Raw genomic sequence first — 16,681 nt, 5'->3', positions numbered from 1 at the left:
CTCAGTCACCCAGATATTGAATGGTGATGTGGTATTTAAAGACGTGCTGCTCGATGCTGATCGGCTCGCGCTTGCCTTTGCGCTGCAGGTAGACAATCTCCGTCACCAGCTTGCCGCTGGCGTTACGCAGCTCGCGCCGATCGCCATTGTCCGTTAACGTCCAGCCCTTCGGCAACTGCGGCTGCCAGGCGCTAATCGGCCAGTGGCTGAGCATCACGTCGGCCAGCACCTGGCTGGCGGGCGGCAGCTGCGGCACGACGATCGACTGCTCGGTATGAATACCGGTCTCATCGTACGTTGCCAGGAACAGACGAATGCCCACGGAAGAAAGCCCGGCCAGCGTCACCTTATGCGCATCCGCGTTGAGCATCACCAGCAGGGACTGCGTTTGTCCGTTAAAGCTGCCGGTCAGCAGCTGCTGGGAGCTTACCGCCGGGCTGATGCCGGGCGGCGGCAGCGTCACTCTGGTGCCCGGCTGGAGCCAGGCCTGAGGCCGCGTCTCTTTGGTATCGGTCGAATGGCTGCAGCCTGCCAGCAGCAGCGCCGCGGCCAGCGCAACGGCGCGGTAAAAAGCGTTCATTTACGTTTTCTCTCTTTCTTATCCGGCATCGCCAGCGGAGCCAGCAGGAACGCGGTAAAAATACCGCTCACCAGCACGATGCCAAAGCTGCTGATGGCCTGGGTGGCGCTGAAGACGAGCATGCCCAGCGTCAGCAGCGTGGTCATCATGGCCAGCGTAATCGCCAGCATCGAGGTCAGCGGCGTACCGCGCGGGTTGCTGAAAAACAGCGTGTAGTTAATGCCAATGCCGAGCACCAGTACCAGCGCCAGCAGTGAGAACAGATTCACCGGGTGGCCCGTTACGGCCAGTACCGCCAGGCCGCAGCTCAGCGACAGCACGGACGGCACCAGGCTTATCAGCCCTTTACGCCAGCCGAGGCGCAGCATCGCCCCGCAGGCAATCACCGCCAGCGCGGCAAACAGTAGCCCCGTCAGCAGCGTGCGGTAGAGGGCAAACAGGCTGTCAAAGCTGGCTTTGCGATCGACCCAGACGACGCCGTCATGGCGCGCGGCCAGTTCACCGAGGTAAGCGCTGTTTTTCGCGCCGTCCACCGGCACCAGCACGCCGCTTTCCCCGTTGGGCAGGGTCAGCCAGAGCAGACGCCAGCCTTCGCTGGCCGGGCTTTTAAGCCACGCGTCCACGCTGACCGGCATGGCGTCGAGATTTGGAGATACGGCGTTGAGCCCGGCGCTTTTCAGCACGTTAGTTACCGCAGGGGCAGCCTCGCGCAGCAGCTTCAGATCGCTTTTCTGGCGGGCCAGCGAGTTCAGCGGCAGCGTACGCCAGCGGGCGATCTCTCCGGCTTTTTGCGCCTGTGCCAGCGCCGGGGTAAAGTCTTCCAGCCGCTCCAGCGTTTGCTGAGGCGAGGCGCCATGAACCACAAACCATTTCTGATCGACGCTCTGTCCGGTCAGGGCGGTAATGGCCTTCTCCTGCGCCAGAATATCTTTCGGCAGCGCCTGCAGCTGTGCGATGTCGTCGTCCACCCTCAGGGTGCTCATCCCCACGGCGGAGAGCAGCGCCAGCGCGACGGGCAAACCCACGGACAGTTTTTTATTGCGTCGCCACGCGGCCAGCCAGCGCAGCATGATAACCATCAGCGGAACCGGGCGCACCGGTAATCCCCGGCACAGCCACGGATGCCAGAAAATCACCGTCAGGCAGGAGGCGCTCAGCCCCACGGCGGCGAACACCGCCATCTGGCGGATCCCGGGGAAGGGGGCCAGCATCATAATCAGGTAGGCGGCGACGGTCGTCAGCAGCGCCAGCAGCAGCGCATTGCGTACTTTCGCCAGGCTTTGCCAGGGGGAATGCTCCGCGCCGTGCACCATCCGTTCGGTCAGGTAGTAGAGCGTGTAGTCGGCTGAAATACCGATGATGCTCATGCTCATCACCAGCGTCATCAGGTGCAGTTCGCCAAAGAGCAGCAGCGTCACCACCGTGCCCGCCAGCGCGCCGATGGCAATGGAGAGCACGCTCAGCAGCAGCGGGCGCAGAGAGCGGAACACCGCGACGATGAGCAGGAACACGCCAAGCAGGGTGGCGATGCCCAGCGTCGAGACGTCGCGTTTGGCCTGCTGGCTGGCGTAATCGCTGTAGAACACGGTCCCGCGCGAAAGCAGCTGCGCCTGCGGGAAACGGGCTTTTAGCGTCTCCTGCAGCGCGTTAAGCGTCGTCACCAGCCGGTGGGTCTGCTGCATATCAAATGACGAGCCCGCCAGCTCGCCGTGCAGCAGATACCAGTAGTTTCCCGCCTCATCCTGTGTGACCAGCCAGCCGTCCATCAGCCGCAGCTTCTGGCCATTTTGCGCCAGAGCGAGCTGCGAGCCGCGCATCAGCATCAGGGGATCGTTTTGCAGCTCTTTGCCGCTGACGCCGGAGAAGGCCGAATAGAGCTGAGATAAAATCCACTGCGCCTGCGCTTCTCCGCCGTTTTGCAGGCGGGCGCGGGTGGCGGGATCGATCAGGCCATTTCGGTGCTGCCAGAAGAACTCTCCCCAGGCCTTTTGCCCGGCGGCGTCCATCGGGCCTTTGACCTCGCTGAGCGAATCGCTGCTTTGCAGCAACGCCAGCCACTGCTGCGCCACGCGCGGATCGGGCTCTTTGCCGGGGCTGACCAGCCAGACCAGCTGGCGGTCGAGACGCTGCATAAACCCGTCGTTGAGCGCCGGCGGGATCGCCCCCAGCGTCTGCTTCGGCAGCATGGCCAGCACGCTGCTGTTCAGACGCGCGCCGGGCAGCAGCGACAGCAGCACGCCCAGCAGAATCAGGCATAGCGTGGCCCACAGCAGCGCCGGGCGCAGGGATTTACGGTGCGGCAAAGCGTTGGCGTTCGTCATCGGTCAGGCTGGCGGGCGTCAGTTGGTGGCGTGAAAGGGCGATATCGGTACGGTCGCCCTGTTTGTCGTTGAGACGAATCGTCTCCAGATAGGTCGCGCCGCCCAGATCGAGGGTGGCGAAAATCTTGTCCAGCGGCGTCGTTTTTGGCGTAAGCACCAGCGACCAGCGGCCGGCGCCCAGGTCTTTAAAATCGATGCGGAAGTTCTCTTCAAGCACCCTGCGGTCGGCCTGGAACAGGGCCCGCAGAAGATGGTTGAACTGGAACATCTGCGGATTATTGTCGGCGGTGACGGTCTGCGGCGGCTGGCCGTTAATGGCCTGAACCATCCGCTTGTCGTCCAGCAGGAGCGTCATCGGAAACGGCGCTTTTTGATCCCACAGCAGGCCGCTGTCGCGGGCGATCAGCATCTCGCCCTGCGAGCGCAGCGGCTGCGGCATATCTTTTATGGTGCGAACCTGTTCGAAGTGCGCGCGCACGACGGGCTGCCCGGTGAAGCGCTGCTGCAGTTCATCCAGCGTCACGGCGCTGACCAGCGGGCTGACGATCAGCGCCAGCAAAGGCCACCATTTCATGGCGTCACTCCCATTCGTTCAAACAGTATTGCCGGGCTCACAAAGCACATTTCGCGGGTGGCTTCTTCCACCGCTACCTGGATGGTGTAGCCGGTGGTGGTGCGTTTGCCGGTCTGCGCATCGAAAATTTGATAGGCAATGCGCAGGCGGTTTTCATACTCTTCAACGTGCGCGCGGACGCGAATACGCTGCTCAAAGGTCACCGCATCGCGGTATTTCACCCGGGTATCGACGACGGGCCAGACGTAGCCGGAGGCCTTCATCTGGCGATAGCCATAGTCAAACTGATTGAGCAGCGCCTCGCGGGCGATCTCAAAGTAGCGGAAATAGTTACCGTGCCAGACCACGCCCATCATATCGACGTCGTGGAACGGAACGGTGATCTCAACTTCAGTCGTAAAGCGGGGATCGGTCAGCACCCTTTACTCCTTCTCTCTGGACTCTGGCAGATGCCAGAAATCGAAAAAATTAAACCAGTCGAGCGGCGACATGAGGGCGTAATGCTCCAGCCGCTGCGCGTAGCGATCGACGGTCTCCTGCAGCGCCTGCTGGCGTTCACCGCGCGGCAGGCGCAGCGGGTCGGCAAACGGTTCGCTGTGCAGGACGAGCTTACCCTGCTGGCGCAGGGCAAAAATCAGCACCACCGGGCAGCGCAGGATGGAGGCCAGGATAAACGGCCCCTGTGGGAATGGCGCTGGCTGGCCCATGAACGGACTCCAGATCACGCGCCACTCGCCGCCACGCTGCGGATTCACCGCTATGCGGTCGCCCACAATCGCGACCCATTCTCCCCGCTCAAGCTTCTCTTTGATGGCAATCGCGGTGTCCGGGCCGATGTCGGTAACCGACATTAAATTCACGCCCGCCTGGGGCGCCATTTCGCTCATGATTTGCTTAAAGCGCCGGGCGTTTTCGCTGAAGACCAGGGCGGTGATAGTTTTGCTGCCGTCCAGCTGGGCCAGCGCCCGGCAGGCCTCAACGTCGCCAAGATGCGAGGCCAGCAGCAGCTTGCCCTGCGGCGCCGCGACGTTAAGCGTTTCGCTCGCGCCGGGGGCAAAGACCACGTCGCGATCAAACTTCAGCTCACCGCGCCAGCTGGCGACTTTATCCAGCATCGCGTTGCCGAAGCGCATGAAATGGAAAAAGCTGTTGAGCCGCGGGGGAACGGGCATGTTCCGCTGACGCAGTTCTTGCTTCACTCTCTCAATCCACTGCCGCGAGGCCAGCCGCGCCGGACGTGCGATAAGCCAGTACACGCCGATGACCGGCCACAGCAGCACGGTAAAGGCCCGGCGGCCCATCAGCTTCCAGACGCGCAGCATCAGGCGCATGCCCCACAGGCCCTTGACCTCGTCCTGCTGCGCCCAGTGCTGGCGGCGTCGACGGAAAAGCAGGCCGGGCATGCGGGGCAGCATGCCGAAGAACAGCCGGGTATGCATCAGGGAGATCCGCACGTTATCTTTTAACGCGTCGAAGTGGGACAACCCGTCCTGCGGGTAGGTGACGCGGGTCGGCAGAAAGACGCTGGTGTTACCCTGCCAGTAAAGACGGACCATCACTTCGGTGTCAAAGTCCATCCGTTTGCCGAGCGTTTCACGCGCTGCCAGGCGCAGCGTGGGCGAGACCGGATAGACCCGAAAGCCGCACATGCTGTCTTTAAGCTGCAGGGATAAGGTCTCAATCCACACCCATACGTGGGTTACCCAGCGTCCGTAGAGCCGCGAGCGCGGAATGGAATCATCGTAAATGGGCTGGCCGGAAATCAGCGCGTCCGGGTGGCGCTCCGCCAGCGCCAGCAGTTTGGGGATATCTTCGATGGCGTGCTGACCGTCCGCGTCCACCTGCACGGCGTGGGTATAGCCCGCGCGCGCGCACTCCTCCAGCCCCCTGATGACCGCGGCACCTTTTCCGGCGTTTTGCGCCAGGCGGACCAGCGTTACCTGCGGCTGCTCCGCCGCCAGGCGCTCGAGCTCCTGTCGGGTGCTCGCTTCGCTGCCGTCATCCACCACCAGGCACGGCAGGCCAAACGGCGCGAGACGCGACAGCACGCGGGCGATCATGGCGCCGTGGTTGTAGCACGGGATCAGCACGCAGGGGCGGAAGGTTACTGACATAGCCGAATTTTCCCGCTGCTGGCGGTATGGCGCTCCGCCCCGGCGTGACGCTGGTAGCTGAAGGTCAGCATCTGACGTTCGGCATGCCACTCAAGCACCAGCGTCACCGTGGTTTCCGGCAGCAGAGGCGCCTGGAACTTCACGTTTTGAATGCTGTGAAAGCGGTAGCCCGGCGCCAGTAACGTCGTGGCGTAGTGCATCACCCAGTCAAGCTGCGCAACGCCGGGCAGCAGCGGCTGTACGGCAAAATGGCCCTGAAACCAGAACAGCGCCGCGTCGAGATGCAAAATGATTTCCAGCTTCTCCGGCTGTGTCTGGTGGCGCTCAAGTTCATGAATTTTCATGAAATAACTCCTCTAGCTGCGCATAGACACGCTTGTTCATACTGTTTACCGGCATTTCATCGACAATGCGCCAGTAGCGCGGAACGGCGACCGGCTCAAGCCACGGCAGCAGGGCGCGACGCCAGGCGAACTCCTGCGCTTTTTTATCCAGCATATAGCCGCGCTGGCGAACCGCTTCATCCAGGACCAGCAGTGCGCCAATCCCCTGACGGCCTCCGCGCGTGACCGGCAGCGCAGCCGCTTCGCAAATGCCGTCGAGCTCCAGCAGGCGACGTTCGATCTCGTTAAGCGAGATGCGCTTTTCTTCAATTTTGACCACCCGCCCGCGACGACCGGCGATGCTGAACAGCCCCTCGCTGTCGAAGTGCAGGATATCGTCCAGCTGGAGTCCTTCAGCCTCGTGGATCAGTGGCGACGTGACGCGACAGGCTTCATCTTCCTGATGGAAGATAACGCCGGGGAAGGCCAGCCACGGGACGTTATCCTGCTGGCGATGGCGCCAGGCGAGGATGCCGGTTTCGGTGCTGCCATAAATTTCATCCGGGCAGATGTTAAGCCAGCCCGCGGTGGTGGCGACGTCACACCAGGGCAGCATTCCGCCTGCTGAAATCAGCATTCTGACGGGCGGCGCGGGCAGTTCCGTATCCAGGCGCTTCAGGAACGCCGGGCTGCTGATGAACAGATAATGCCGGTCATGAGGAAGGGCGGCCAGCTGCTCGGCGTAGTAGAGCATTGCGGCATGCAGCGGCAGGCCCAGCGCCATCGGCAATACGATGCGGAAGGTCAGGCCGTACAGATGTTGCGGTACGACCGAGGCGACAACGCTACAGCCGGTCAGACGTTCGCCGAAGCGGTCAGCCAGCAGACGGGCTTCGCGATCCAGGCTGACGATGTGCTTAATCACCCGGCGCGGGGTACCCGTGGAGCCGGAGGTGAACAGTTCAACGAAGCGGCTTTCGTCAATGGCCGGCAGGGGCGCCCAGCGGCGAGCGGTCTGATGGCTGGAGGCCACCACAATCAGCTTGCCATGGAAATCGAGAGCGCGATCGCTCAGGATGCCGCTAAACAACGCCTGCTGTTCTTCAAGCTGCGAGACGCGGCTATGGCCGGGAATGACCGGCGTTTTACCGGCATGCAGCGAGGCCAGCAGCGCAACGATAAACAGGTAGCTGTTTTCAAAGCACAGCGCCCAGCGCTCGCCTTCCTGCTGACGCAGGGTGTCGACCAGCAAGGTCACGTCGTGGCGCAGCTGGCCAAGCGTCCAGGTACGATCGTCAAGCCAGGCAACGGGCATGTCGTCAGGGCGGGGCGCGTTTAACCACTGGCCCAGCGGAAGGGGGTTAGTCATTGTGCATCTCTTTTTTTATCACCCGCTGGCGCACCAGCCACTCGGTCGCCATCAGCGTTCCCATCAGGATATAAGCCACCATACCGTTCCACAGCGTCCACAGATTCATGTCGCCGTGGAGCACGGTGAACAGCGCCATCGCGCCGTTTCCGATGAAAAAGCCGCACCAGACGAGGGTCACCTTGCGGGTATAGCGCACGCCCTCCGGGGGCAGGTTTGGCTCGCGCAAGCGCGCCAGCCGTTCGACCAGCGGCATCGCGGTCCACAGCGAACCGCCGAACACGGCCAGCATCACAAGGTTGACGACCACCGGGTAGAACAGCAGCCACTGGTGGGTTTTCAGCAGGTAGCTGGCCGCGCAGAGCGCGATGCCCGCGAGCGCCACGCACTGCACCACATACTGCATCGGGCCAGCGTTCCGTCGCGCCTGGCGCAGCCGCAGCAGCAATACCAGCGCCATCACCGGCAACAGCCACTGCAGGCTGTTGTGCGTCAGCCCAAATCCAATCAGGAAGGGCCACGCCAGCAGCATCAGCCCCGTCAGCAGTGGGATGACCGGGAACGTCCGTCCACCACGCACGACGTCTTACTCTTCGCGCAGAAGCTGTTCGACGGCGTCTACCACATCCTGAACGGTACGAACCGACTTGAAGGTTTCCGGCTTGATTTTCTTGCCCGTTTTCTTCTGCAGATGAACAATCATGTCCACCGCATCAATGCTGTCCAGCTCCAGGTCTTCGTAAAGACGGGCTTCGGGCGTAATGTCCTGCGGGTCGATTTCAAAGAGCTTGGTCAGAAGGCCGCAGACTTCCTGATAAATGGTTTCTTGTTCAGTCATCGTTCACATCTCAGGCGCGTTGAGCGTTGATAAAGGACGCCAGCGTGGCGACGGAAAAGAAGTGCTGGCGCATCTCTTCGCTTTCGGCAGAAAGCACCACGCCATACTGGTTTTTCACGGCCAGACCCAGTTCCAGCGCGTCAATGGAGTCCAGACCCAGCCCATCGCCAAACAGCGCGGCATCGGTATCAATATCCTCTGCGGTAAGCTCGTCCAGATTCAGCGTGGTGATAATGAGATTCTTAATTTCAAGATAAAGCGCTTGCATCATTAATTCCTGACAAAGATTGAAGGCCTGATGTTAATCGATGCTGCAGATGCCGGTTTAACTGCCTTGCCGCCAGCGCCGGTTCTTGTTCATTTGCATCGTAAAATTCGTCGATGTTCACGCGGTCGCGGACATCCACGGTGAAAACAGGTTTTTCTGGCGGTACATCATACCAGTGGCTTTTTTTATCCAGCAGGTGTTCGCTACAGTGGATCAGCACCACCCGCAGATCGCTGTTACAGCGCACGGCGATATTTGCCGCGCCGCGCTGGAGGGAGATAGCCTCGCCAAACCGGGTACGCGTGCCTTCCGGGAAGATTAACAGCGTGTCGCCCTGAGCCAGACGCTGCTGGCTGGCCGCGAGCAGGGGCTCGGCTTCGCTGTTAATCAGATAATCCGCCGCGCGGATAACGCCGCTGACAAAGGGATTGCGCAGCAGCGCGCTTTTCACCAGACAGTCGGTTTCGGGCATCACCGACGCCAGAATCACGTAGTCAATTAACGTGGGGTGGTTAGCCACCACCAGACAACCCCGATCGCTGCGCAGCGCGTCAAGATTGTGAATGCGATAGTCCAGTACGCCGAGGCCGCGCGCAACGGTCAGGAAGAAGCGGAAGCTGGCCGCAATGCTGCGACGCGCCAGGCGGCGACGGCTGGCGCGGTCGCGCTGGACGATCAGCAGCAGGTTGAACCAGACCAACGACAGCAGCAGCCCGCCCACGCCAAACAGCGCGAAGCAGAAGCCGGTCATCACCAGACGCCATAACCAGTTGATACGGGCAGCCAGGCGGTTCATGCGCGCGTCCATTGCCACAGCAAACGTTCGCCGGGCACCGCAAACTGACGTTCCTCGCTGAGATAGCGCTGCAGGAACATCAGGCTTTGCGGCAGGGCGGGTTCTTCACCCGTGCTGCCGCTGCGGGTTTCACACTGCAATCCGTTGCCGGATTCAATCACCAGCGCCAGCGCGTAGGGCCAGGTGGGCATGTGCGGCGGTAGCGCCGGATGGTAAAATTCCGGCAGCGCGCCGTCAAAGTCGACCAGCAGGACGCGGGAATAGCCCGCATGCAGCAGGCTCAGCACTTCGCATAAGGCCTGCTGGAAGGTGTCCAGCCCGGCAGAAATGGATGACGAGACGATGGCCTGGCGTGCGGTGATCGTGAGATTACCCACCGCGGAATTGTGCACGGACATCGCGAAGTCGGTGGGTGAAACGGACTGCCCGGTCGCCAGAGCATGCAGAATACGGTAGTTGCGCTCCAGCTCGCCGTGGCGGCTGGAATAGACGACGGCATCAATGGCGTGGTTTTGCAGCATGGCAAGACCAATATCCACCGCCAGCTTACTGCCTGAATTGAGGCGGCGCGCGGTCATCATGGGTAAAGCGGTCAGGCGGGGAAGCGGGGCCGCTGGGTCAACGGCCAACTGCAGGCGCGACCATGCCTGCCACTCTGTGGCATCGCTGAGTCCTGGCGCTCTCGCCTGCCAGTCGATAATGTTCAGTGAAAATTTCATCTACGCGCGTCCGCGAAAAAAACCGTATTCAAAGGGCAGACTGGGCCACCCGGCAGCTAAGCTGCTCTATTGTTCACGTTTGGTGCATATCAGCAGGGTATGACCGACCCCAAGGTTGTCCAGCCGCTGTTCAACGCTGAAACCTGCGCTCTCCAGGTAGCGATAGAACTTCTCTACGCTGTAAAACCGGCTATTGCCATTCGCCATACAGGTGAAATAGAGCGAGGTGGCATTCAGGCTGAAAGAGGCTGCTTCAAATTTCTGAGCATCCCAGAAAAGCTCCATGATGCACAAACGTGCGCCTGGCTTCATGGCCTGCGCGACGCGCGTCAGCATGGCGACAATCTGATCCGGAGAGAAACAATCCAGGAACTGGCTCATCCACCAGACGTCGGCGTCACCCGGCAATGTTGCTGGGCTAAGCATATCGACAGCATGGAATGCAATACGATGAGAAAAACCTGCTTTTGCGATGTTTTCCTGCGCCAGCGCTATCTGCTGCGGCAGATCGAGGATCGTCACGGCAACATTTTTGTCATAGCGGCAGCAGCGTAACGACCATTTACCCGTATTTCCGCCCACATCGTACAATTTTGTCGGCGAGCTTGCGAATATATATGGCAAAGCAGCGTCAAAAGCGGCGTCAGAATAGTAATGATCGAAGGCGAACCAGCTCTCTTTCGCCGGAGCAGGTAATTGGGATAACGCCGGGTAGATGGTTGGCCAGTTGCCAAACACGGCTAATCCGGCAGGTTTTTCCTCCTGCAGGGCGTCCGCCAGGTGAAATAGCCCCTGATAACAAACGTCCTGGGTGAAATCCATATTTACGCGGGTCATTTCGTCGTGCAGTAAAAAATGGCCCACTTTCGCCAGAAAATAACGTCCATTCTGTTGGGTAACAATTCGACCGCTTAATCCCATATCCAGCAGTACGCTGACGCCATAGCTGCCGAGCGTGCTGTGTTCGGTTATTTCCTCGAGGCTTGCCCCTTTTTTACCTTGTTTATCGAGCCAGGCGAGAACGCCTGAGTTACGCAGACAAAGCGCAGTCTGGAATAACATCGGGGCAAAGGCGATGCGTTGCGCTTCGGTAATGGCATCCAGTGCGCTGAGTGTGTCCTTTTCGTACATTCCTGCGTAACCTTTGAAGCTAATAAAGAGAGGTTATCGGGCCATACGCGGCCCGACTTTAGAAAAATATTACAGCGCGGCGCCAGCGGAGAGGTTCAGCTGAATATCGTGGTCGAGGTTATTTACCCAACGGTTATAATTTTTGTGAATTTTACCGTCTGCCGCTTTCAGGTTAAGGCTGTTTTCATAGTTGATTGAATAGCTTGTGGCCGTGTACGGAATACTCACCTGGACCGAGTGATCGCGTGACTGCAGACGCCCCTTAATCATTCCCGGGCCGGTTTCCGTCATGATCCAGTCGCGTTTTTGGCCTGCTTTCAAAATTGCCGTTTTTACCTGATCGGCAGTATGGCCCGCGCTTACAATAGAGTGAACCTGAGCAATTGGGGCGGTGCGCGCACAGCCTGCCAGTGCGCCAACGAATACGGCAGCAGCACACCATTTAACGATCTTTTTCATCAACAACTCCATATCAATAATAACAATTAAAGGTAGTGTTTTTTACAAATAATATTCATCCGGCTTTTTGTTATCGCTGGGTGCATTTTTTAATCAATATTAATGTTTACATTACGTTGACGCGAAGACGGGCATAATAACATGGAAAATAAATAAGAATTTCATTTTTTATAATTTGCGTTAAATCATGAATTGCGTTTGAACGTAATGCGCGCGGCGTAATTAAAAACAGAATGAGTATCGCCTTAACGCAAATAAAAATACCGCGACGGATTAGGGACGCGGTAATTTACGGTGTATTACTGACGGTTTAAACCTACCTGTACAGGTAGGTCGGTTAGCCGGGTAACCGGCTTTTCGGCCTCCCCGGCCCGAGCAGGATCGCCAGCTTGCTGCCGCCTTTGGTGGTCTCCATCCAGATTTTACATACGCTGGTCAGAGGAACCGACAGCAGCATACCGACCGGGCCCAGCAGCCATCCCCAAACCAGTAAGGATAAAAACACCACCAGCGTCGACATGCCCAGACGGTGTCCCATCATGCGCGGTTCAAGAATATTGCCCAGCACCATATGCACGACGAGGAACAGCGCGCCGACCAGCATGCATTCGTAGAAACCGTTAAACAGAAACGCCTGAATCATCGGCGGCACGGCGGAAAGCACCGCGCCAATATTGGGCACGTAGTTCAGCAGAAAGGCCAGCACGCCCCACATCAGCGCGAACTGCACGTCCATCAGCATCAGCCCCAGCCAGACAATCACCCCGGTCCAGACGCTCAGGAGCGTTTTCAGCGCCAGATATTTGGAGACGCCCTTCAGGGCCCGGTGTAATCCGGCAATGTGAATTTGCGGATTGTTCAGCGCAAAGCGCAGCTTATAGGGGACGTGGCGAACTTCGAACAGCATAAACACAACGGTCATGACCAGCAGCAGAATGCTGGCCATCGCGCCGGAAAGCCCCGTCATCAAGGTGGTGGCGTAGGTCATGACCTTCTCGGAGTCCATCCTGCGCAGCATCCGTTCGGGTGAGATATGCAGATTAAGGAAGGGCACCATCTCCTGCAGCGCGACAATTTTACGCGTCAGCTCTTTGTTGTACTGCGGCAGCATGGTGGAGAATTCGCTCAGCGATGCCGCCAGCACGCCGAAGAGCGCCGTCAGGCCAATCAGCATGACAATAACCACGATGGTGATGGCTACCGGACGGCTGACGCCCCGGCGTAAAAACCAGGTGACCAGAGGATTAAGCACGATGGCAAAAAAGAGCGCCAGCAGGAGCTGAACAATAATGTCAGCGGCAGCATGGATACCCGCAAGGATAACCACCAGACAGGCGAGTTTTAATAAGATGTGGAGTCCTGCTTTGTCGGACGGGTTAGCGATCATGCGTGTTCCTTAATATGATGACCCGATAAGTGTAGTGCCCGGGCTTCGCTTCGTCTGGCACCGTTAATCTGAAAGTCGGGGCTGATTTTCTTATTGCGCCGTGGTAATAGTGAAACACTGTTGTAAAAAATCCAGGTAGAACCCCATGCCCGAACCTGCCGCTGAACCGGCACTGAGCGGACTGCGCCTCAATCTGCGCATCGTTTCCGTTGTGATTTTCAACTTTGCCAGCTATTTGACCATTGGCCTGCCGCTGGCGGTCCTGCCGGGCTATGTCCATGACGTGATGGGCTTCAGCGCCTTCTGGGCGGGGCTGGTGATTAGCCTGCAATATTTCGCCACGCTCCTCAGCCGCCCGCATGCCGGGCGCTACGCGGACGCGTTCGGTCCAAAAAGCATCGTGGTGGTGGGACTGTGCGGCTGTTTTCTCAGTGGCCTGAGCTACCTGCTGGCTGCCGCAACCGGCCACTGGCCGCTGGTCAGCCTGGCGCTGCTCTGCCTGGGCCGCGTTATTCTTGGCATCGGGCAAAGTCTGGCGGGAACCGGCTCGACGCTGTGGGGCGTGGGGGTGGTAGGCGCGCCGCACATTGGCCGGGTGATCTCCTGGAACGGGATTGTCACCTACGGTGCGATGGCGCTCGGGGCGCCGCTCGGCGTGGCCTGCTATGCGCTGGGCGGGCTATATGGGCTTTCCATCACCATTATGGCGGTCGCGCTGCTGGCAATCCTCTTTGCGCTGCCGCGTCCGAAAGTGAAGGCCAGCAAAGGCAAGCCGCTGCCGTTTCGGGCGGTGCTGGGGCGCGTCTGGCCGTACGGCATGGCCCTGGCGCTGGCGACCACCGGCTTCGGCGTGATTGCGACCTTCATTACCCTGTTCTACGACGCCAAAGGCTGGGACGGCGCAGCCTTTGCGTTAACCCTGTTTAGCTGTGCGTTTGTTGGCGCCCGCCTGCTTTTCCCTAACGGCATCAACCGTCTTGGCGGGCTGAATGTGGCGATGATCTGCTTTGCGATAGAGATAGTCGGGCTGCTGCTGACCGGAATTGCGATGGTGCCCTGGGTCGCGAAAGTGGGTGTGTTCCTCGCGGGGGCAGGCTTTTCCCTGGTCTTCCCGGCGCTGGGCGTGGTGGCGGTAAAAGCCGTGCCGCAGCAGAATCAGGGGGCGGCGCTGGCGACCTATACGGTGTTTATGGATATGTCTTTAGGCATTACCGGCCCGCTGGCGGGGCTGGTGATGGCCTGGGCAGGGGTTCCGGTGATCTATCTTGCCGCGGCGGGTCTGGTGGTGATTGCGCTGCTGCTGACGTGGCGGCTAAAAAAATGGCCCCCGGTGCAGGCACCGGAGGCCACGTCATCGTCGTGAAGCGTTACTGGATCACGATGGTGTTAATGATGTTTTCAGCAGCCGTCTGCGCTTTCTGCTGATCTTCCGCTGGCAGGGTGATCTGCAGGGTCAGCAGTTTGTTATCAACCTTGCCCAGCACCACAGAAGAGTAGGCGGTCTGGCCTTTTGCAGAGATGATGCTGTCGAGCTGTTGCAGCGTGTGGCCTTTCAGCTCGATGGATTTATTGGTCACGACCTGCAGCTGCGGGTCGCGGCCGCGCTGCTGATCTTCCAGACGTTTGGACAGGACGGCCAGGTCTTCGCTGGTGTCGTCGCCCACAATCACAATGACCGCTTTCTGCCCGGTTGCGTCGGAGTAAACGTGCATGTTATTCGCCTGGGTGCCCAGCTTGCCGCTCTGATCGGTCATATCGGCTGGCAGAGAGAAGCTGAGTTTGCCATCCATCAGATTCACCGGCTGGCCGGTCGCGTTGCTCTCTGCGGATGCGCCCTGAGCAGGCGTTTTCGTGTCGCTGTTATCACAGGCTGCAAGACCCACAACCAGCAGGCCAATCCCGACATATTTAACCAGATTGCGCATTGACTTCTTCCTTTCGATAAACGGCCATAACGGCTCATTCGCTCATCTTATCACAACTGATAAAGCGAACCCTTAACCAGCCTGCAATGCCGTGATTTCAGATTTATCTGCCAGTCTTTTCAGCAGCATATTGAGCAGCACGCCGTACATCGGCAGGAAGAACACAATGCTGATAAGGACCTTGAAGCAGTAGTCCACCAGCGCGATTTCCATCCAGTGTTCGGCCATGAACGCATCCGGGCTGCGCCAGAAGGCGATGAAGAAGAAGGCCAGCGTATCGCTCACGTTACCGAACAGCGTGGAGGCGGTTGGCGCCATCCACCAGCGATGATTCTGACGCAGGCGGTTAAACACATGCACGTCGAGGATCTGCCCCAGCGCGTAGGCCATAAAGCTTGCCGCGGCGATACGGGCAACAAACAGGTTGAAGTGGGTTAATGCCTCAAAGCCCTGCCAGCTTCCCATATAAAACAGTGACGAAACCACGTACGAGATGAACAGCGCCGGGAGCATGACCGAAAAAATAATACGGCGAGCCAGCGGTGCGCCAAAGATACGCACGGTCAAATCCGTCGCGAGGAAAATAAACGGGAAGCTGAATGCGCCCCAGGTGGTATGAAAACCAAAGATGGAGATTGGGAGCTGCACCAGATAGTTGCTGGAGGTGATCACCAGCAAATGGAAAAGCGAAAGCCAGAACAACGCTTTTACGCGCTGTGATTCAGAAAACGACGTCATATTGTGACCTTTTTATACGTTGGGGTGAGGGAACCCAATAAAAACCGCAGCATGATACTGCTTTGGCAGGACATTGCAATGGTTAGTTTTTACGCAATCGTTAACCTGGTTTGCATTGATCGCAACCGGGCGTAAACTACAGCCGTTTTTACCAGACCGAGAAGACCATGACCGACCTGTTTTCCAGCCCAGACCACACTCTTGATGCCCAGGGCCTTCGCTGCCCGGAACCGGTAATGATGGTACGCAAAACCGTGCGCAACATGCAGACCGGTGAAACGCTGTTGATTATTGCCGACGACCCGGCCACGACCCGCGATATTCCCGGTTTTTGTACCTTTATGGAGCATGAGCTGGTGGCACAGCAGACCGAAGCGCTGCCGTACCGGTATTTGATTCGTAAGGGTTAGATGGGCTGTCCTCTGCGGCCTGATGCCCTCACCCCGGCCCTCTCCCACGGGGAGAGGGAGAACGTCATCCTTTCATCCACGCGCGGATCCCGTCCAGGAACATCTGCGTTGCCATCATCACCAGAATCAGCCCCATCAGGCGCTCCAGCGCGTTCACCCCTTTCTCACCCAGCAGGCGCAGGAACAGCGACGACTGCAGCAGGATGATAAACGTCCCACCCCAGGCGATCAGCAGGGCAATCACCAGATGGCTCATCTGATTCGGATACTGGTGCGACAGAAGCATCAGCGTGGCCAGAATGGTCGGCCCGGCGACGAGTGGAATCGCCAGCGGCACGATAAACGGCTCTTCACCCGCAGGCAGGCCGCTGCTGCTGCCTTCCGCGCTTGGGAAAATCATCTTAATGGCAATCAGGAACAGAATAATCCCGCCGGAAATCGACACGGTTTCGGCGCGCAGGTTCAGGAACGCGAGAATTTTTTCACCGGCAAACAGGAAGATAAACATCACCAGCAGGGCGATGAGCAGCTCGCGGATCATGATCGCGCGGCGGCGCTTCGGCTCGGTGTGCTTCAGCACCGACATGAAGATAGGCAGGTTTCCCAGTGGATCCATAATCAGGATCAATAAAACCGCCGCGGAAATGATTTCACTCATCTTTAAATTATCCCTGATACTTAGTAGTGTTATTCCGATGATTAGCGCTTTTTCTGATTGCCGGGCAATCA

General features: G+C 58.9%; 20 protein-coding genes. 2 read left to right on the top strand and 18 right to left on the bottom strand.

All coding sequences use genetic code 11. The annotated features are described in order from the left end of the window. Nucleotide 1: 1 nt before the first annotated feature. From ACWKXN_RS16280 to ACWKXN_RS16210, 15 genes are all read right to left on the bottom strand, one after another. Nucleotides 2-580, bottom strand: coding sequence for a DUF3261 domain-containing protein (locus ACWKXN_RS16280; RefSeq protein ID WP_033146845.1), 579 nt, complete (start codon nucleotides 578-580; stop codon nucleotides 2-4). Next, the gene (locus ACWKXN_RS16275) at nucleotides 577-2,901 is read right to left on the bottom strand and encodes an MMPL family transporter (RefSeq protein ID WP_454544019.1); all 2,325 of its coding nucleotides are present in this window, start codon (nucleotides 2,899-2,901) and stop codon (nucleotides 577-579) included. Before ACWKXN_RS16275 ends, ACWKXN_RS16280 begins: the two co-directional genes overlap by 4 nt. Beyond that, a complete protein-coding gene (locus tag ACWKXN_RS16270; RefSeq protein ID WP_033146843.1) occupies nucleotides 2,870-3,475 on the bottom strand; it encodes an outer membrane lipoprotein carrier protein LolA in 606 nt (201 codons plus the stop codon). The genes ACWKXN_RS16275 and ACWKXN_RS16270 overlap by 32 nt, the downstream gene beginning before the upstream one ends. Beyond that, nucleotides 3,472-3,894, bottom strand: a complete 423-nt coding sequence (locus ACWKXN_RS16265; RefSeq protein WP_023309526.1) for an acyl-CoA thioesterase — start codon at nucleotides 3,892-3,894, stop codon at nucleotides 3,472-3,474. Before ACWKXN_RS16265 ends, ACWKXN_RS16270 begins: the two co-directional genes overlap by 4 nt. Nucleotides 3,895-3,897: 3 nt before the next feature. Beyond that, nucleotides 3,898-5,589: a glycosyltransferase family 2 protein gene (locus ACWKXN_RS16260; RefSeq protein WP_454544018.1), complete on the bottom strand. Its 1,692-nt coding sequence runs from the start codon at nucleotides 5,587-5,589 to the stop codon at nucleotides 3,898-3,900. Continuing rightward, nucleotides 5,580-5,933, bottom strand: a complete 354-nt coding sequence (locus ACWKXN_RS16255; RefSeq protein WP_039263058.1) for an ApeI family dehydratase — start codon at nucleotides 5,931-5,933, stop codon at nucleotides 5,580-5,582. Before ACWKXN_RS16255 ends, ACWKXN_RS16260 begins: the two co-directional genes overlap by 10 nt. Next, nucleotides 5,920-7,281, bottom strand: a complete 1,362-nt coding sequence (locus tag ACWKXN_RS16250) for an AMP-binding protein (RefSeq protein WP_454544017.1) — start codon at nucleotides 7,279-7,281, stop codon at nucleotides 5,920-5,922. The genes ACWKXN_RS16255 and ACWKXN_RS16250 overlap by 14 nt, the downstream gene beginning before the upstream one ends. Beyond that, the gene (locus ACWKXN_RS16245) at nucleotides 7,274-7,813 is read right to left on the bottom strand and encodes a COG4648 family protein (RefSeq protein ID WP_249435450.1); all 540 of its coding nucleotides are present in this window, start codon (nucleotides 7,811-7,813) and stop codon (nucleotides 7,274-7,276) included. The genes ACWKXN_RS16250 and ACWKXN_RS16245 overlap by 8 nt, the downstream gene beginning before the upstream one ends. Before the next feature lie 54 nt (nucleotides 7,814-7,867). Then, nucleotides 7,868-8,119: an acyl carrier protein gene (locus ACWKXN_RS16240; protein WP_024908875.1), complete on the bottom strand. Its 252-nt coding sequence runs from the start codon at nucleotides 8,117-8,119 to the stop codon at nucleotides 7,868-7,870. Nucleotides 8,120-8,129: 10 nt separating this feature from the next. Next, nucleotides 8,130-8,387 carry a phosphopantetheine-binding protein gene (locus ACWKXN_RS16235; RefSeq protein WP_008503081.1) on the bottom strand — a complete coding sequence of 86 codons (258 nt, stop codon included), beginning with the start codon at nucleotides 8,385-8,387 and terminating at the stop codon, nucleotides 8,130-8,132. After that, the gene (locus ACWKXN_RS16230; RefSeq protein WP_033146839.1) at nucleotides 8,368-9,183 is read right to left on the bottom strand and encodes a lysophospholipid acyltransferase family protein; all 816 of its coding nucleotides are present in this window, start codon (nucleotides 9,181-9,183) and stop codon (nucleotides 8,368-8,370) included. The genes ACWKXN_RS16235 and ACWKXN_RS16230 overlap by 20 nt, the downstream gene beginning before the upstream one ends. Further along, nucleotides 9,180-9,902 (bottom strand): beta-ketoacyl synthase chain length factor, encoded by a 723-nt coding sequence (locus ACWKXN_RS16225; protein WP_039263062.1) that lies wholly within the window; start codon nucleotides 9,900-9,902, stop codon nucleotides 9,180-9,182. Before ACWKXN_RS16225 ends, ACWKXN_RS16230 begins: the two co-directional genes overlap by 4 nt. Before the next feature lie 66 nt (nucleotides 9,903-9,968). Beyond that, a complete protein-coding gene (locus ACWKXN_RS16220) occupies nucleotides 9,969-11,033 on the bottom strand; it encodes a methyltransferase (protein WP_039263063.1) in 1,065 nt (354 codons plus the stop codon). A gap of 69 nt (nucleotides 11,034-11,102) precedes the next feature. After that, on the bottom strand, nucleotides 11,103-11,492 hold the full coding sequence (locus ACWKXN_RS16215) for a lipoprotein (RefSeq protein ID WP_023309518.1): 390 nt from the start codon (nucleotides 11,490-11,492) through the stop codon (nucleotides 11,103-11,105). 337 nt (nucleotides 11,493-11,829) lie between these two features. Further along, nucleotides 11,830-12,879 carry an AI-2E family transporter gene (locus ACWKXN_RS16210; protein ID WP_032662225.1) on the bottom strand — a complete coding sequence of 350 codons (1,050 nt, stop codon included), beginning with the start codon at nucleotides 12,877-12,879 and terminating at the stop codon, nucleotides 11,830-11,832. A gap of 145 nt (nucleotides 12,880-13,024) precedes the next feature. On the opposite strand from ACWKXN_RS16210, the gene ACWKXN_RS16205 reads away from it, so the two are divergent. Further along, entirely contained in the window at nucleotides 13,025-14,242 is a 1,218-nt protein-coding gene (locus tag ACWKXN_RS16205; protein ID WP_039263064.1) for an MFS transporter, read from the top strand. 4 nt (nucleotides 14,243-14,246) lie between these two features. Here ACWKXN_RS16205 and ACWKXN_RS16200 read toward each other — a convergent pair whose 3' ends face one another. Continuing rightward, nucleotides 14,247-14,804 carry a DcrB family lipoprotein gene (locus ACWKXN_RS16200; protein ID WP_023309515.1) on the bottom strand — a complete coding sequence of 186 codons (558 nt, stop codon included), beginning with the start codon at nucleotides 14,802-14,804 and terminating at the stop codon, nucleotides 14,247-14,249. 72 nt (nucleotides 14,805-14,876) lie between these two features. Next, on the bottom strand, nucleotides 14,877-15,542 hold the full coding sequence (locus ACWKXN_RS16195) for a 7-cyano-7-deazaguanine/7-aminomethyl-7-deazaguanine transporter (RefSeq protein WP_023309514.1): 666 nt from the start codon (nucleotides 15,540-15,542) through the stop codon (nucleotides 14,877-14,879). A 167-nt stretch (nucleotides 15,543-15,709) separates the two neighbouring features. Here ACWKXN_RS16195 and tusA point away from each other — a divergent pair, with 167 nt between their 5' ends. Further along, on the top strand, nucleotides 15,710-15,952 hold the full coding sequence (gene tusA / locus ACWKXN_RS16190) for a sulfurtransferase TusA (protein WP_008503071.1): 243 nt from the start codon (nucleotides 15,710-15,712) through the stop codon (nucleotides 15,950-15,952). A gap of 64 nt (nucleotides 15,953-16,016) precedes the next feature. Here the strand turns inward: tusA and yhgN are convergent, their stop codons facing one another. Next, nucleotides 16,017-16,610 (bottom strand): NAAT family transporter YhgN, encoded by a 594-nt coding sequence (gene yhgN, locus ACWKXN_RS16185; RefSeq protein WP_003861574.1) that lies wholly within the window; start codon nucleotides 16,608-16,610, stop codon nucleotides 16,017-16,019. Between the last annotated feature and the right edge of the window lie 71 nt (nucleotides 16,611-16,681).

The sequence above is a fragment of the Enterobacter sp. UPMP2060 genome (genome assembly GCF_053709655.1).
Note: the sequence above shows the minus strand (reverse complement) of the source record. Positions and strands in the feature narration are given on the sequence as shown.

Bases quoted from the DNA above. Each gene is read 5' to 3' on its own strand.
- ACWKXN_RS16280 (WP_033146845.1), bottom strand. From the start codon at position 580: ATGAACGCTTTTTACCGCGCCGTTGCGCTGGCCGCGGCGCTGCTGCTG.
- ACWKXN_RS16275 (WP_454544019.1), bottom strand. From the start codon at position 2,901: ATGACGAACGCCAACGCTTTGCCGCACCGTAAATCCCTGCGCCCGGCG.
- ACWKXN_RS16270 (WP_033146843.1), bottom strand. From the start codon at position 3,475: ATGAAATGGTGGCCTTTGCTGGCGCTGATCGTCAGCCCGCTGGTCAGC.
- ACWKXN_RS16260 (WP_454544018.1), bottom strand. From the start codon at position 5,589: ATGTCAGTAACCTTCCGCCCCTGCGTGCTGATCCCGTGCTACAACCAC.
- ACWKXN_RS16255 (WP_039263058.1), bottom strand. From the start codon at position 5,933: ATGAAAATTCATGAACTTGAGCGCCACCAGACACAGCCGGAGAAGCTG.
- ACWKXN_RS16250 (WP_454544017.1), bottom strand. From the start codon at position 7,281: ATGACTAACCCCCTTCCGCTGGGCCAGTGGTTAAACGCGCCCCGCCCT.
- ACWKXN_RS16245 (WP_249435450.1), bottom strand. From the start codon at position 7,813: ATGCTGCTGGCGTGGCCCTTCCTGATTGGATTTGGGCTGACGCACAAC.
- ACWKXN_RS16240 (WP_024908875.1), bottom strand. From the start codon at position 8,119: ATGACTGAACAAGAAACCATTTATCAGGAAGTCTGCGGCCTTCTGACC.
- ACWKXN_RS16235 (WP_008503081.1), bottom strand. From the start codon at position 8,387: ATGCAAGCGCTTTATCTTGAAATTAAGAATCTCATTATCACCACGCTG.
- ACWKXN_RS16230 (WP_033146839.1), bottom strand. From the start codon at position 9,183: ATGAACCGCCTGGCTGCCCGTATCAACTGGTTATGGCGTCTGGTGATG.
- ACWKXN_RS16225 (WP_039263062.1), bottom strand. From the start codon at position 9,902: ATGAAATTTTCACTGAACATTATCGACTGGCAGGCGAGAGCGCCAGGA.
- ACWKXN_RS16220 (WP_039263063.1), bottom strand. From the start codon at position 11,033: ATGTACGAAAAGGACACACTCAGCGCACTGGATGCCATTACCGAAGCG.
- ACWKXN_RS16215 (WP_023309518.1), bottom strand. From the start codon at position 11,492: ATGAAAAAGATCGTTAAATGGTGTGCTGCTGCCGTATTCGTTGGCGCA.
- ACWKXN_RS16210 (WP_032662225.1), bottom strand. From the start codon at position 12,879: ATGATCGCTAACCCGTCCGACAAAGCAGGACTCCACATCTTATTAAAA.
- ACWKXN_RS16205 (WP_039263064.1), top strand. From the start codon at position 13,025: ATGCCCGAACCTGCCGCTGAACCGGCACTGAGCGGACTGCGCCTCAAT.
- ACWKXN_RS16200 (WP_023309515.1), bottom strand. From the start codon at position 14,804: ATGCGCAATCTGGTTAAATATGTCGGGATTGGCCTGCTGGTTGTGGGT.
- ACWKXN_RS16195 (WP_023309514.1), bottom strand. From the start codon at position 15,542: ATGACGTCGTTTTCTGAATCACAGCGCGTAAAAGCGTTGTTCTGGCTT.
- tusA (WP_008503071.1), top strand. From the start codon at position 15,710: ATGACCGACCTGTTTTCCAGCCCAGACCACACTCTTGATGCCCAGGGC.
- yhgN (WP_003861574.1), bottom strand. From the start codon at position 16,610: ATGAGTGAAATCATTTCCGCGGCGGTTTTATTGATCCTGATTATGGAT.